The following is a 14,935-nucleotide window of genomic DNA, read 5'->3' as shown; positions in this document are numbered from 1 at the left end:
ACAGGATAAACTTTCTTTCAAATTTGTCCGACAATATCAATTGCCTTGCGCTTTTCTCCAACCTGAAAGATAATTCAGTGTACCCCTACCTTGAGAGAAAGGACCCACAACATTATGACATCCCGAAAACCGGTTACCCCTACTCCGCTCAAACGAGTTACACCTGTTCCAGCGGATATTGAGATTGCTCAATCTGCTACTCTTAAGCCCATTGCCCAACTTGCAGAAGAGATTGGTATTTTGCCGGAAGAACTGGAATTATACGGGCCCTATAAAGCCAAAGTTAAACTATCCATTCTGGAACGGCTCAAAGATGTCCCCAATGGACAATATATTGATGTAACTGCTATTACTCCAACTCCTCTGGGAGAAGGAAAAACGACCACAACCGTTGGACTGAGTCAGGCATTAGGTGCCCATCTGGGTTACAGTGTGTTCACCTGTATTCGACAACCCAGCCAGGGACCTACATTCGGTATTAAAGGCGGAGCGGCTGGCGGGGGGTATAGCCAGGTTATCCCTATGGAGGATTTCAACCTCCACCTGACCGGAGATATCCACGCCATCACTGCCGCAAATAATCTTCTCGCCGCAGCCATTGATGCCAGAGTTTTACACGAATCTGGAGCCACCGACGAGCAATTATTCAACCGATTATGTCCGACTGATAAAAATGGGAAACGCCGTTTCGCTCCCGGCTTGCTCGGAAGACTTAAAAAACTGGGCATTCAGAAAACCGATCCTGATGATCTGACACCAGAAGAACGCTCCAGACTGGTTCGTCTGGACATTGATCCTGCAACTATCACATGGAGAAGGGTTCTCGATACCAGCGATCGTTTCCTGCGTGGAATTATCATTGGCAAAGGACCTGAAGAAGCCGGGTTTGAACGAGAAACGGGTTTTGATATCACTGTTGCCAGTGAATTAATGGCAATTCTTGCCCTCACCACCAGTCTCAAAGACATGCGTGAGAGAATCGGTCGCATTGTAGTTGCTGTTAGCCGTAGTGGCGAGCCGATCACTGCTGAGGATCTGGGAGTGGCAGGTGCGCTTACGGTGTTAATGAAAGACGCTATCAAACCTAATCTGATGCAAACCCTTGAGGGAACGCCTGTTTTTGTTCACGCAGGTCCATTCGCCAATATTGCTCATGGCAACAGTTCCATTCTCGCCGATCAAATTGCTCTCAAGTTGGCCGATTTTGTGGTGACCGAATCGGGATTTGGTTCTGACATCGGCATGGAAAAATTCTTTGACATCAAATGCCGATACTCCGGCTTGCTTCCCAGTGTAGTGGTACTGGTAGCGACTGTCCGCGCTTTGAAAATGCACGGGGGAGGACCCAGGGTGGTAGCCGGAAAGCCATTAGACCCTGCGTACACGGATGAAAATCTTCCGTTGCTCAGGGAAGGTCTTGGGAACCTCATCCACCATATCCAAATTGTGCGCAAGTTTGGTATTCCAGTTGTGGTAGCCATTAACCGTTTCCATACTGATACCCCGGCAGAATTAGCCATGATTCAGGAAGCGGCAGTCCAGGCGGGGGCAGAGGATGCAGTTGTTTCACGGCACTGGGAACTTGGTGGAGAAGGCGCCATTGACCTTGCAAACGCCGTGGTTCGGGCTTCACAAAAGCCCCGAAACTTCCGTTTCTTATATCCTCTCGAGATGCCGATTAAAGAAAAAATTGAAACCATTGCCCGTGAGGTGTACGGAGCAGATGGCGTGGATTATTCTCCAGAAGCAGAAAAACAAATTGAGGAATACACCCGAATGGGCTTTGACACATTACCCATCTGCATGGCAAAAACCCATCTCAGCCTGAGCCATGATCCAAATCTGAAAGGGGTTCCCAAGGGCTTTCGACTACCTGTTCGGGAAGTTCGAGCCTCAGCCGGGGCGGGTTTCCTGTATCCACTCATTGGAAAGATGAGCACCATGCCTGGATTGCCCACTCGCCCTGCTTTCTTTGAAATCGACATAGATCCGGACACGGAAAAAATTATTGGATTATCGTAACTTCCTTCCAGGAATACCCTCAGAGGCGCGTTTGCGCCTCTTTTTTTTAGCCATTTTGCAACTTTTCTATCGGATGTGCGTAAAAAGATATGAAAAGCAAAAGCATGTATGAGGAGGACACAATGGATGATCGCCCCGGTTGCCTGGTTGGATTGCTCAAACTCACTCTTTTAAAGTGGGCTTATGAGTTCTTTCAAAAAACCTTTGGATGGAAAAGTGGCTCGTGTACAGGATGCGGGTGCGGATTCATTATTTTTCTCATATTCTTAATCCTTGTACTCTCCATTCTCTTTTCCACAGATTGGTTCAAACTGGTTCAGACATTTTGGGCTGTGTAGTAATTTTTCAGCCGACAAAAAGAGACTGCCACTACCAACATCCACCAGGCAGTCTCTTTTTGCTTGCTCATGGTCAAAGTTATGACTCGCTCTTGCTCTCCGGCGGTTTGCTGTTCAGCCCCTTCCCAAGTTCGAGCGAACGCTCATAGGCTGCCCAAATGGCTCGAGATAAAGCAGTTCTAAAGCCTGCCTTTTCCAGATAATACAGCGCCTCAGCAGAGGTGCCACCCGGCGAGGTCACCTGGTTTCTCAGTTGGGCAGGATGAATCCCAATTTTCTTATAATACAGCACCGAACCTAAAATTGTTTGAGTAACCAGTTGCTCTGCTGTTTTTCGAGCAAACCCCATATGCACCCCGGCATCAATCAGGGCTTCCATAAAGAGAAATACATAGGCAGGACCTGTGCCCGACAATGCCGTAGCCATATCCAGGTGGGATTCTTCTTCCTCATATATTTCCACACCAAGCGCTGTCAGAACCTGCCTGGCCAATTCCATTTGGGAAGGAGTGACGGATGAAGAAGCCGTCCATACGGTAATTCCTTCCCCGATTTGAGCCGGCGTATTGGGCATGGCACGAACAATGGATGGATGCGCTAAACCCTCACTCAAAGTCTGGATAGACGCGCCTGCCACAATAGAAAGCACCAGTGCCCCGGGGGGAATATGTCCTTTCAACCCCTTCATGACCTTTTTCAAAATTTGAGGCTTGACCGCCATAATAATAAGATCGGCCTGCTGGACAGCCTGAACATTATCCGTCAACGGGATAATCCCATATTTTGCTTTTAACTCTTCGCCACGTTCCACAACAGGACCAGAGGCATAAATAAATTCCGGTAATGTAATTTTTTTATTAAGCAGACCAATGATTATGGCTTCTCCCATGGCTCCTGGTCCAATCAAGGCAATTTTCGGATTCATAAACCTTCTACTCCTCTCTGATACGTCCACCGTGCAAATAATGCTGTTGCAAGCAACCTTGCTCTTTTATTATTTTCTCTCAGCGCGATTTCGCCAGCCTCCAGATGCCCACCTTTCCCTTTCACAATGTCTTCAAGTGCATAATACATCGTGGCAGCAGAGGCTTTCACGGCATATGCCGTCAATACAATAAAACACGGTTTTGGACTTAAAATGGTTTTGCACGCCTGTAGCAATTCAGGAAGCAACTTATAAAATTCCCACACTTCGCCTTTGGGACCTCTACCAAATTTAGGTGGGTCCAGAATGATTCCCTCATAGGTCATTCCACGTCTCGCTTCCCGTTGGACAAATTTCAAGGCGTCATCCACCAGCCAGCGCACAGGTTTATGGTCTAATCCAGAAAGGATTTGATTTTCTCTTGCCCAGGAAATCGCCTTTCGAGAGGCATCCACATGAGTAACACTTGCCCCAGATTCAGCAGCAGCAAGGGTGGATAAACCAGTGTAACCAAATAAATTTAGAACACGCACAGGGTGAGAAAACGTTGTAATTTGATCCTGAATCCATTCCCATTGTACAGATTGCTCAGGGAAAACTCCTAAATGCTTTGATCCACCCATCTGAAGCCAGAATTTTAGATTCTTATACTGAATATACCAGCGCTCTGGAATCAGCCGAATTTTCTCCCAGTGTCCCCCATTTTCTTCTGGTGAGGGAACAAATCGAGCATGAATATCTTTCCATTCTTTTTCAGGCAATACTGGATCCCAGATTGCTTCTGCGTCCGGGCGAACCACCCGAAAAGGGCCAAACCGTTCCAAACGATATCCATTCCCACAATCCAGAAGTTCATAATCCTTCCAGTTTTGTGGGTAGAGCAACCGAAGTTCTAAAGGAGGGGTAGTGTTCATTCTGGAGTAAAAGTATATCATGGAGCGTTTATAATCAATAAAAAATTAAGAGGACACCAAAATGAAATACGACTTCGACGTAATTATTCCTCGCCAAAATACTGACAGTGAAAAATGGAGCCTTTACCCGGAAGATGTCATTCCTTTATGGGTAGCCGATATGGATTTTCGTTCTCCTGAACCCGTTATAGAAGCCCTGAAAGCAAGAGCAGATCATGGGATTTTTGGGTATCCCAACCAGGCATTGGCTCTAAAAGAGACCCTGGTCTCGCGAATGGAAAAACTATACTCATGGAAAATTACTCCCGATGACATTGTCTTGATACCGGGTGTTGTTCCGGGAATCAATATCACCTGCCACGCTTTTGCCCAAAATAAAGGGGTGGTAATCCAGCCTCCGGTTTATGGTCCGTTTCTAACCGCCCCTCAAAATGCCAGAGCCATTCGTATTGATGCACCCCTTGTGGAAAAAGAAACCGGAGAATACGAAATCGACTGGGATATCCTGGCTTCTGCTCTTTCAAATGAAGCCCGGCTAATGATTCTCTGCAGTCCACATAATCCGGTCGGCAGAGTCTGGACGTCAAAAGAATTGGAACAAGTTGCAGAATTCTGCCTTCGGAACGAAGTGATATTATGTTCGGATGAAATCCACTGCGACCTGGTTTACGAAGGGCACCCTCACACACCAGTTGCAGCAATTTCACCAGAAATTGCGCAAAACACCATTACATTGATGGCACCATCAAAAACTTTCAACCTGCCCGGTTTGTATTGTTCCTTCGCCATCATCCAAAATCCAAAATTGAGAGAAACGTTTCAAATTGCCAGACAAGGGCTGGTCGGTGGAGTCAATGTGATGGGACTGACTGCTGCTCTGGCAGCATACCAGGATGGCGAAGAATGGCTTATCCAGCTTCTAGACTACCTTCAATCCAACCGGGATTTTCTCTTCGAGATGATATATACCGAATTCCCTGAACTTCAAATGTCCAAACCTGAAGGGACTTACCTGGCATGGATTGACTGCCGAAAACTCCTCTCTACTCATTCCAACCCCGCCAAGTTTTTCCTTGAAAAGGCAAAAGTTGCATTAGTGGATGGAAAATGGTTCGGAAAAGAGGGGGAAGGTTTTGTGCGTTTGAACTTTGCTTGCCCAAGAAAGACCCTCCAGCAAGCACTGGAAAGAATGAAACACGCCCTTTACTCATGAAACACAAACACATTATTTCGATCGGTTTGATCCTGGCAGGAATCGGCTTATTTTGTTTGTGTAGTGCCCTCTTTGTCCTGGGAGCACTGGGAAACTTTTTAGTCGTAAATGAGCCATTGCAACCTGCAGATGCCGTGGTCGTCTTGAGTGGCGGAGAACTGGACCGGCTGGAGAAAGCAGTCAACATCATCAAGGCGGAAAAAGCGAGATACTTAATTCTGACTGAAACGCAGGAAACAACTGAGAGTGGATGGAAAACTGCCGACTATCTAGCCAGTGAAGCCCACCAACGGGGTATCCCTGTACCCCAAATCGTCATTACCCGAAAAGTTGCTACAAACACTCAAGAAGAAGCCATTGCCACTCTGGATATCCTCAAAGAAAGAGGATGGAACACCTTGATTGTGGTGACCGACCCATATCACACGAGAAGGAGTCAACTCATATTCCAGCAAGTTTTGAGCAAAGAGCCTGTAGAATTTATCGTCGTATCTTCAAAAGAACCCCGTTTGAATGCATGGCTGTGGTATCTGGACAGGGATTCCAGGAATTCGGTTGTTCGGGAATTAATTTCTCTGCTCGCATTTTTGGGCAAAAAATAAAAAGCGCCGTTTTCATTTCGAAACGGCGCATAAGTATTGATTCTCGTGGTGTCAGGACAGTGGAATGACCTGAGCAGCCTGAAGTCCTTTTGGACCCTGCTCAATTTCAAATTCAACCTTTTGACCTTCTTTCAGGGTGCGATACCCTTCCATCTGGATCGCCGAGAAATGAACGAACACATCATCCCCGGCATTGTCATCACGCCCGATGAAGCCGTACCCTTTTGTGGCGTTGAACCATTTTACGGTTCCAGTATAACGAACAGACATGAAACACACTCCATAAAATTGAATTCGATGACGCTTGCTCGCCAACAACCCCCGAGCCGTCCAGGGCTGCGCGATGGTCAGGCGAATTCCCGGCGTCGTACAGTGAGCGCAAGATTATCATGTTCCCATGACAATGTCAAGAGAACGAATCTCTGTGTGTTTACATTGAGGTTCGGCACACAATCTCTTTAACCTGAAACAACAAAGGTGTGAATTGAAGTACTCTGGAATTTACCTCTTCAACATTGGTCATCTGGATGGTATTAACAGGTTGAAGGATTATTTTTGCAGTTTCAAGCAATTCAGGTCTGACAACAACCAGAGCGAGATGATAGTTTCCTGTTCTGATCACATCCATTGCGCTCACCCAACCCAAAGAAAAATGAAACTCCAGTGGACCTAACTCGTCAATCACAAGCACGTCACAGGGAACGCTGGATTTCAGTACCTCATTACCCCATTCTAATGTGCTTTGGTTAAAGTACCAGTCGCCAAAAGCCAAATCCTCTTGTGTGCGAGGGCGATCAGTTGCTAATAATCTCTTTTCTCCGGAGCGGATTGCTTCAGCCCAAATGGAATCTTTTTGATCCTGTTTGAAACCGGCTGGCGATATGAGTCCAGCCGGGTCCAAACCGATCCGACTGGCTGCCTGCACCATTTCCCGGCAAAATGTGGTTTTCCCACTTCCGCGCCACCCTGTAACGATCCAGAGATTTACAGCCATAATACCTGTTTTTTTCCGTCTAAGTTAATGATTTTTATTGGAAGATGATAAACCTGTGTGAGGGATCCGCTGTTAACGACTTCGTCCGTAGGACCGGCAGCCAGAATACGCCCGTTTGCTATCAGGATAGTCTGGTTGCTTAGCGCCAAGGCAATATCCGGTTCATGAGTGGTCATCAAAATTGTTGTGCCATTTTCTTTTAATCTCTGCAGGATATTAACCAGTCTGTGTTTATTACTGAGGTCCAGATGAGAAGTGGGTTCATCCAATAACAGAATTTTCGTCTGTTGCGCAAGTGCCCTGGCAACCAGTACCAGTTGACGCTCTCCGCCACTAAGCCCGATAATGGAATGGTCACTCAGGTGAGCAATGCCTGCCTGTTCCAGCGCCTCATAAGCGATCATCTCATCAGATGAGGAAGGTAAGCCCAATGGAGGCATATACGGTGTGCGACCCAGCAGGACGTATTCCAGAACACTGTATTCAAAAGGTGTGTGTTCACTCTGAGGGATCAGAGCAATTTGCTTACCCATTTCCCGCCGGCTGTAATGTTCCAGGGGCTTTCCATTCAAATGGATCTTCCCACTCCATGGCTTTAACCAGCCCAGCACCAGTTTCAGTAATGTGGTTTTCCCAACTCCGTTTGGACCTAAAATCGCAGTGATGCTACCTTCGTAGATGGAGAGATTGAAACCCTCTATCACCGCGGGTTTTCGACGGTCGTAGCCAAACACCACTTCTTGTAAGGTGATTAACTCCGCATTCATCGGTCCACCTTTACCCCACGAGACATCATCAGCCCGATAAAGATAACTGCTCCCAACAAAGATGTCAGGATACCTAACGGAATTTCACCAGCCAGAAGCGTCCGGCTGAGATCATCACACAGGATGACAAAAATTCCACCCAGCAACATGGATGCCGGAAGCACAAAGCGCGTATCCGAGCCGAAAAGACGGCGAGCGATATGAGGAATGATCAATCCCACCCAGCTAACCATACCCGCCACGGAGATCACCGCCGCAGCAGGTAGCACAGCAGCAGTAAGCATCAGCAGCCGCTCTTGTTTTGGCGAAAGTCCCATAGAGAACGCAGTCTCTTCATTCAAAGCCAGCAGGTTGAGCCTCCAACGAAACAGAAAGAGAAATGCCAGGCCCAGGGTAACTGCAGGCAAGATGGAAAGGAACTTTGTCCAGGTGATACTGGAGAGCCCACCCAGCAACCAGAAAGTGATCTCCGGCAGTTGGCTGAGCGGGTCAGCCAGATATTTTAAAACGCCAAGTCCTGCTGAGAACATGGCTGAAACGGCAATGCCTGAAAGCACCAGGCGAAGCACCCAGCCACCGTATCGGATGTGCCGCGCGAGCAGATAAGAGAGCCCTAATCCGGCAAGGGCAAATGCAGCAGCGCTGATCTGCGTCACCACTGCTGCTCCACCCAGAAAAACAATACAAAATGCGGCTCCAAAAGCGGCTCCCTGGGAGACCCCCAGAAAACCGGGTTCCACCAGGGGGTTAGTGAACAACATTTGAAAGACAGTCCCGGCAGCGGAAAGCGACATGCCCAGCAGCATGGCTGTCAACAACCGTGGTAAACGTAAATTGAAAACCAGTAACCTTGCCAATTCGTCATTGCGGAGGTGTTCCAGGGATATGAAACCCATTCCCGGATAACGCCCAAACAACAGTGACAGAATGAAGAATGTGAGAAGCCCAACACCCAGCCATGCGAATATCCAGGCTCTGGTGTGGTTACGGGAATTCAATTTCTGCATTGCAGCAATGCTGACGGCAGTGTTCAAGGTAAATCTCCCCGGAATGTGGGCTTGATCCTGGACTCAAAGAATTGAACGTCCAGGCCATATAACCGCTGGTAGAACTGCTGGGCTTCAGCAACGATATCAAACTGCGGAAAGCGATCAGGATGCAAGCGGGCAGCCAGCCAGGAAAGTCCCAGAATCCAGCGTGAATCTGGTTGATCCCAGCTGTATAAATCGGCGGGAAATCCGTACAGGTGCCCTTCCTTCACTGCACGCAAAGCGCTCCATTGCGGGTCATTTTTTAACGAGGCAGTAATTTCAGATGAATCCTTTTGATAAGCGATGATGAAGATCTGGTCTGCATTCCAGGCAGCAATTTGCTCCAGAGTGACCACAGTCCAACCTTTGCCCGGGTTTGCAGAACCCCAGACAGGCATTCCGCCGGCAAGTTCGACCATTTGAGTCTGTATCCAGGTCATTGGCGGCACGCTGAAGGCAACCGCTCCATCTTTATCGTTGTGGTAAAGCATCAGAACACTCGGTTTTTCTTTTACATCTTTCAACGCTTCTTGAATGAAGTTGACTTTATTTTGATAAAAATCAACCAGTTCCTGTGCCCTGCTTTCATTTTGGAATACCTTGCCCAGAATGGCAAGATCGCGCGTATATTGTTCAGGTGTCTCAAAATCCACATACACCACAGGGATGTTGAGCGTTTCAATTGGCTTACCAACCGTTTCAGCCAGATAACTTTTTAGAATGACCAGGTCCGGTTGTACCGCGGCGATTTGCTCTGCACTGGCATCGTTTTCCAGAAGTTTTTTAGAACCATAACCGGGATCAATAAGCGAAATAAAGTTTCCGGTACCCTGGGTGGCTTTACCTAAAGCAACAATCCGCTCGGGTGCTTCTGGAAACATATACGCAGCATCCAGAATCTGAATCAACCCCTTACCGGTGATCACAATACGTGAGGGCACTTTGGAAAAAGTCACTTCTCTACCAAGTGCATCCACAATGACGATGGAAGGTTGCGCCATATCCGTTCTCGGGGCGATTTCAGTTTCCATCGCTTCAACAGTCTCCTGTGCAAAGGGGGTGATCGTTTCCGGTTTAGCAGGTGCGGAACAGGCGTTTAACAACACCAGGCTGATTATCACAACAAACAAAACCCGATTCATCATGTTCTCCTGTTCAACTGGGTTACTCACTTAGTGAGTACAGGTAGTATATGTGAATTTTTGAACGATGTCAATGAGAAAGCCCGAGAAAGCATTAAAAGCAAAGGAGATTGGCAGAACAGCCCTGCTCCCGGTCAATCAATTCGCTTTCTGCAAACAAATTGACATAATCCTTCGATCTGTGAAAATACCCGGTCTGTTTGACTTTTTCCCTCTTCATCACTGAAAATGCACCTTTACTTGCCCTCTAAAAAAGCCTGGTCATGGGTGGTTTTCCTTGCTTCTAAAGCCATTCGATTTTTTTCGTATCCACATTTGCCACATTGAAAACAATTCGGCTTATCCCTGATGTGCGGATTAATCATTCTGGAACTGTCCAAAAAGTAGTGGGCAGCCCTCTTTTAATCTATCATGGTATTTGTACAGATATTCCACGGTTTGATTTGACTTTTTTATTTTCCTTACCTATACTAATTTCATGCTCGCCCGGATCTATTCCTGTGCTGTCATTGGTCTGGATGGTGTTCTGGTTGAAGTTGAAGTGGATACCAGCCCTGGACTGCCCGGCATGGTCATTGTTGGATTACCGGATACGGCAGTGCAGGAAAGCCGCGAAAGGGTGCAGTCTGCCATTAAAAATACCGGGCTGGTATTCCCCCGCAAAAGGGTTACTGTCAATCTGGCGCCGGCTTCCGTCAGGAAAGAAGGGCCTGCCTACGATTTACCAATTGCGTTAGGGGTTTTGGCGGCAAGCGAACAAATTCCCTGTGATGCATTGGAAAACAGTCTGGTTATCGGAGAACTTTCACTGGATGGAAGTGTGCGTCACGTCCGCGGGGTCCTTCCGATGGCTGCAGTGGCAAGAGAGCAGGGAATCTCGCGGGTATTCGTACCCAAAACGGATGCTGCCGAAGCCGCCCTGCTCCCCAATCTTGAGGTTATTCCTGTAGACTCGCTTGCAGAACTTGTGGCTCATCTGAGAAATACCATCACCATCCCTCCGCATCCCCCTACCCAACCAGAAAACATTCCCATTGAAGTTGCAACGGACTTCAGTGAAATTAAAGGGCAGGAACACGTAAAACGGGCTTTAGAAGTTGCTGCGGCAGGTGGACACAACCTGCTGATGATCGGGCCTCCTGGCTCCGGTAAAACGCTTCTGGCAAGAGCATTGCCGGGTATTTTGCCTCAGATGACTATTGACGAAGCCCTGGATGTGACCCGAATTTATTCGGTTGCCGATCAACTTCCCGAGGACATCCCTCTAATTCGTTCGCGTCCTTTTCGCGCGCCACATCATACCATCAGCCATGCCGGTCTGGTTGGTGGTGGCAATCAGCCTCACCCCGGTGAAATTTCTCTTGCCCACCGCGGGGTGCTTTTCCTGGACGAACTTCCTGAATTTGGTTCTCGCGTTCTGGAAGTTTTACGGCAGCCTATGGAAGATAAAATTGTGACCATCAGCCGGGCACAGGGATCTTTGACCTTTCCTGCCAACTTCCAGCTTGTAGCAGCAATGAATCCATGTCCCTGCGGTTATTTTGGTGACCCTGTTAAACCCTGCACCTGCTCACCGGGTACAGTGGTGAAATATCAAAAACGCATCTCTGGACCCTTGCTGGATCGAATTGATATCTTTGTCACCGTCCCCCGCATTGATTACGAAAAGCTCAGTGACCGTCGCACCGGTGAATCAGTCGAAGTCATCCGGGCAAGAGTGGAAAAAGCCCGCGAAATTCAACGGCAACGGTTTGGAACATCCAACGGAGTGACTTGCAACGCAGAAATGCGTCCGGCAGATATTCGAAAATACTGCGCACTGGATCAAGCCACCAGTGCTTTAATGAAAACTGCCATGTCCCAAATGGATCTCTCTGCCAGAGCATACCACCGCATTTTAAAACTGGCTCGTACCATTGCCGATCTTTCCGGCAGTGAGCAGATTCAGTCCATTCATCTGGCAGAAGCCCTGCAATACCGTCCAAAAGACTTATTTGTTTGACCGGATACAGGTTTATTCCCCCTCACCATCCATCTTTTTCAAAATTTTTCTCAGATGCGTTTCCCAGACATCTTCCAGGGGAATAAAGGGCGTTTCTTTAAAATCCTTTGAGAGATTCTCAAAATATTCTTGAATCCCAGCCTCAGGAACCTGCCTGGAGAGTTCCTGAACATTTTGAGCAACTTCCTGAATTAACTGGCGGCTTTTTTGAGCCAGATCCAGAACATCAAAATCGGTCTTAAAAAGGTAGTTAATCCTGCGCATAATCCCCAGCCAAGCCATGTAATCGTTTTCAATGCGCAATGTTTGCTCAACATTCAATAGTGGGGAAAGATCATAATAGGGGACCATGGCATACATTCCAATGTAAGGTATGCCTGCCTCTCCCGCACGCTTGCAAAGATATGAATCGATACTGGCACCACCGTGATAATTGGTCAGGTGCAAACTCAGCCTCTCGGCTTCCTGTTGCATATCCTGCAGACTGTAACTTCCGGAAATATCTCGCTCCTTATCATAAGGGAACTCTCCGTAAACGCCGCCCAGTCCTATCATCTTTTCAACACCAAAGGCTGCGGCTACACTCAATATCGCCTGGATATATTCTTCGACATTTAAGTGAGGTTCGTCTCCAATAAATACCAGAATATTTTTACCCGCTCGTCTAATCATAAAAAATTGATTTTCCGGTACTTCCAGGCTATGAGGAAAACCATTGTGATAATGAACAATCGGGCGCAGCAAATCATGAGTACCCGGGATTTGAAACAAATAAAATCCTTGAGAATCAATACTCGCTACTCGTTCGCCATGGTATTTTTCAATCAGGTAAACCGGAAGCCCTGAAGAAACTGCCCCGGCATCTGCCCACTGACGCCACCCCAGAATCATAAATTGCGCTTTTGGGACTGGTTCCACCAATATCTGCACGTGATTGCTCATAACACACCTCTAATTTCAAGTATACACATACCTTCAGAGACCTGGCTATCATAACTTATATGCCAACAACCCCAAGCCAATTATCAACCGCTTTTCTTTGATTGAACTTAAAAAATAAGCCCCTGCTTTTGGTTGAGCAGGGGCATACAATCCACAACCCAGTCATTAATCGTGTTTTTGTCCGTCAGGCATAATCGTTCCTGAAAGCGATTTGGCTCGTAACAAACGATGGTCAGGTGCATTTGTTCCGGTCAGATCAGCGTCTGTAAGATTCGCATTTGTTAAATCTACTGCCCCAAGGTTTGCATCAATGAGATTAGCCCCCGTAAGGTTGGCTTCAGACAAATCTGCTTCGGCTAAATTGGCTTCTCGTAAATCTGCCCCCCGAAGATCAGCGCCGCGAAGATGAGCACGTCGCAAATCAGCCCCAATAAGGACAGCATTCCTCAAATTTGCCCCACCCAGGTTGGCTTCAACCATCACTGCGCCACGCAAATCTACATTGGAAAGGTTTGCGCCAATTAAAGTGGCTCCAGAGAGCATTACCCCGCGCAAATCCATTCCGCTCAGGTCAATATGGCTCAACCATAAGGGTTTGGGCTGATTGAGCAAGATATAGGTTTCATACCTTGAGAATTCTGCCATATAACAACTCCCCTGCTTCAGGACATCTGGCATTCTGTCATCTAACAGTCATCTTTATTATATGACGATACCCTAAAATGGTTATGGTTAATTCTCACTTTTTGTTTTCCCAGACACCATCCATGAGAGGCACCCATTGATCCAGCGAGTGTAACAGGTCTCTCCTTTTCCAATCTGATTGCAGTCTGGAAAGCGTGGCTTGCCATTCTTGAATACCACTGAGAGCATCTTCTGCTTCCACATTGGAAGCGCCTACAGCAAGTGCAATGTTGAGGGCATCTACCGGAGAATATCCTCTCAGGAAAGCAGAAAGAAAACCTGCAATGGTGGCATCGCCGGCACCGGTAGTTCCCACAACCTTAACCTGAAAACACGCTCCACGAAGTTCACGGTTCTGCCACTCATCCAATGGGGCAGGTCTGGCTCTACCAAAACTTTCAGGCAACCATCCTCCCGATGTTCGCAGGTAAATTCCTTGATCTCCCATTTTAATTAAGACAATCCTGGCACCGAGTTGTATCAGTTCATCTCCTAATGCACTCATCCGTTCCGGTGTTGCCAAACAAAGAATATTTCCTGAGGGGGCAGATTGATAAAATTTTTCCCACTCTTGCCGGTGTAACATAAATAAAATTTCTTCGAAACTTGGTAAAAAGATATCCACAAAGGGCAAAAGGCGCTCCAGGATCTTCCTCCAGTCTGCCCTGCCGCCTTCCGATTGCGGATCCGGCAATGCCATATCCAGAGAAGTTGTTACACCAAAAGACTTAACCTTTTGAAAAATCTTGATACATTCTTCTCCGTCATTCTGAAACATTCGTTTCATAATGGGAGGGTAGCCAAAGTGAAATAAACAAGCCTCCCGTAAGCAGGATTCATCGAGGTTTTCCACACCGAAAAGGTCATTGGCGCCAGGGGAATGGAGAAAAATCCGATCGACCTCAGGAGCGCTCAGAATAATTGAATAGGAGGTTGATGAATGCGGATCCACCATCAATCCCTGTGCCAGATGTTCCCCATATTGTTCAACCAGTTTTCGAACAATCCAGCCAAACGGATCATTGCCAATTCGAGCAATAAGGTAAACCGGAATACCCAGACGGTGTAATGACAACCCCGTGTTGGATACCGGACCCCCTGTGCACATAACTGCCTCACCGGTAAGAATCAAATGTCCTGGCTGGAGGAGTTTCATTAACTGCCCAGGAGGCAAATGATTCATATCGGGGAAAATATCCAGACAGAGATGTCCAGCAACAACAACCTTACCGTTGAAGGTACTCATCGGAAAAACTCTGAAGAGAGGATTATTTTTGATTATAGAAGATTTCTAGAAGAAGGGAATCAGAAGGATTGTACAGAAATTATGGGAGTATTGGGAAAAAGAAAAGCGCCCTT

The 14,935-nt window shown here is 47.3% G+C and carries 14 protein-coding genes; 4 read left to right on the top strand and 10 right to left on the bottom strand.

Features of this window, described 5'->3' with window-relative positions; translation table 11 throughout:
• The first annotated feature begins 114 nt into the window (after nt 1-114).
• On the top strand, nt 115-2,022 hold the full coding sequence (locus LHF31_RS09180) for a formate--tetrahydrofolate ligase (protein ID WP_303774155.1): 1,908 nt from the start codon (nt 115-117) through the stop codon (nt 2,020-2,022).
• Between the two features lie 417 nt (nt 2,023-2,439).
• On the opposite strand, the gene proC is transcribed toward LHF31_RS09180, so the two are convergent.
• Nucleotides 2,440-3,285 (bottom strand): pyrroline-5-carboxylate reductase, encoded by an 846-nt coding sequence (gene proC, locus LHF31_RS09175; protein WP_298009898.1) that lies wholly within the window; start codon nt 3,283-3,285, stop codon nt 2,440-2,442.
• Nucleotides 3,282-4,199 (bottom strand): class I SAM-dependent methyltransferase, encoded by a 918-nt coding sequence (locus LHF31_RS09170; RefSeq protein WP_303774154.1) that lies wholly within the window; start codon nt 4,197-4,199, stop codon nt 3,282-3,284. The genes proC and LHF31_RS09170 overlap by 4 nt, the downstream gene beginning before the upstream one ends.
• Before the next feature lie 61 nt (nt 4,200-4,260).
• On the opposite strand from LHF31_RS09170, the gene LHF31_RS09165 reads away from it, so the two are divergent.
• Both LHF31_RS09165 and LHF31_RS09160 read left to right on the top strand, forming a co-directional pair.
• Nucleotides 4,261-5,412 carry a MalY/PatB family protein gene (locus LHF31_RS09165; RefSeq protein WP_303774153.1) on the top strand — a complete coding sequence of 384 codons (1,152 nt, stop codon included), beginning with the start codon at nt 4,261-4,263 and terminating at the stop codon, nt 5,410-5,412.
• A complete protein-coding gene (locus LHF31_RS09160) occupies nt 5,409-6,014 on the top strand; it encodes a YdcF family protein (protein WP_298005163.1) in 606 nt (201 codons plus the stop codon). The genes LHF31_RS09165 and LHF31_RS09160 overlap by 4 nt, the downstream gene beginning before the upstream one ends.
• 51 nt (nt 6,015-6,065) lie before the next feature.
• Here the strand turns inward: LHF31_RS09160 and LHF31_RS09155 are convergent, their stop codons facing one another.
• The 5 genes from LHF31_RS09155 to LHF31_RS09135 all read right to left on the bottom strand — a co-directional run bounded on the left by LHF31_RS09155 (nt 6,066) and on the right by LHF31_RS09135 (nt 9,951).
• A complete protein-coding gene (locus LHF31_RS09155) occupies nt 6,066-6,284 on the bottom strand; it encodes a cold-shock protein (protein WP_298005166.1) in 219 nt (72 codons plus the stop codon).
• A 160-nt stretch (nt 6,285-6,444) separates the two neighbouring features.
• Nucleotides 6,445-7,008: a nucleoside-triphosphatase gene (locus LHF31_RS09150; protein WP_298005169.1), complete on the bottom strand. Its 564-nt coding sequence runs from the start codon at nt 7,006-7,008 to the stop codon at nt 6,445-6,447.
• Nucleotides 6,999-7,775 (bottom strand): ABC transporter ATP-binding protein, encoded by a 777-nt coding sequence (locus tag LHF31_RS09145; protein WP_303774152.1) that lies wholly within the window; start codon nt 7,773-7,775, stop codon nt 6,999-7,001. Before LHF31_RS09145 ends, LHF31_RS09150 begins: the two co-directional genes overlap by 10 nt.
• Nucleotides 7,772-8,809, bottom strand: coding sequence for an iron ABC transporter permease (locus LHF31_RS09140; RefSeq protein ID WP_298005174.1), 1,038 nt, complete (start codon nt 8,807-8,809; stop codon nt 7,772-7,774). The genes LHF31_RS09145 and LHF31_RS09140 overlap by 4 nt, the downstream gene beginning before the upstream one ends.
• Nucleotides 8,806-9,951: an ABC transporter substrate-binding protein gene (locus tag LHF31_RS09135; protein ID WP_303774151.1), complete on the bottom strand. Its 1,146-nt coding sequence runs from the start codon at nt 9,949-9,951 to the stop codon at nt 8,806-8,808. Before LHF31_RS09135 ends, LHF31_RS09140 begins: the two co-directional genes overlap by 4 nt.
• Nucleotides 9,952-10,426: 475 nt before the next feature.
• Here LHF31_RS09135 and LHF31_RS09130 point away from each other — a divergent pair, with 475 nt between their 5' ends.
• Nucleotides 10,427-11,950, top strand: a complete 1,524-nt coding sequence (locus LHF31_RS09130; RefSeq protein WP_298005182.1) for a YifB family Mg chelatase-like AAA ATPase — start codon at nt 10,427-10,429, stop codon at nt 11,948-11,950.
• A 12-nt stretch (nt 11,951-11,962) separates the two neighbouring features.
• Here LHF31_RS09130 and LHF31_RS09125 read toward each other — a convergent pair whose 3' ends face one another.
• From LHF31_RS09125 to LHF31_RS09115, 3 genes are all read right to left on the bottom strand, one after another.
• Nucleotides 11,963-12,892, bottom strand: a complete 930-nt coding sequence (locus tag LHF31_RS09125) for a PAC2 family protein (RefSeq protein ID WP_298005185.1) — start codon at nt 12,890-12,892, stop codon at nt 11,963-11,965.
• A 165-nt stretch (nt 12,893-13,057) separates the two neighbouring features.
• Nucleotides 13,058-13,537, bottom strand: a complete 480-nt coding sequence (locus LHF31_RS09120; protein WP_298005188.1) for a pentapeptide repeat-containing protein — start codon at nt 13,535-13,537, stop codon at nt 13,058-13,060.
• Between the two features lie 94 nt (nt 13,538-13,631).
• Nucleotides 13,632-14,822 carry a carbohydrate kinase family protein gene (locus tag LHF31_RS09115; RefSeq protein WP_298005190.1) on the bottom strand — a complete coding sequence of 397 codons (1,191 nt, stop codon included), beginning with the start codon at nt 14,820-14,822 and terminating at the stop codon, nt 13,632-13,634.
• Nucleotides 14,823-14,935: the final 113 nt, after the last annotated feature.

Source organism: Anaerolinea thermophila (assembly GCF_020723905.1).
Taxonomy (GTDB): domain Bacteria; phylum Chloroflexota; class Anaerolineae; order Anaerolineales; family Anaerolineaceae; genus Anaerolinea; species Anaerolinea thermophila_A.
The sequence above is the reverse complement of the archived record's forward strand: the minus strand, read 5'-3'. Positions and strand labels throughout refer to the sequence as shown.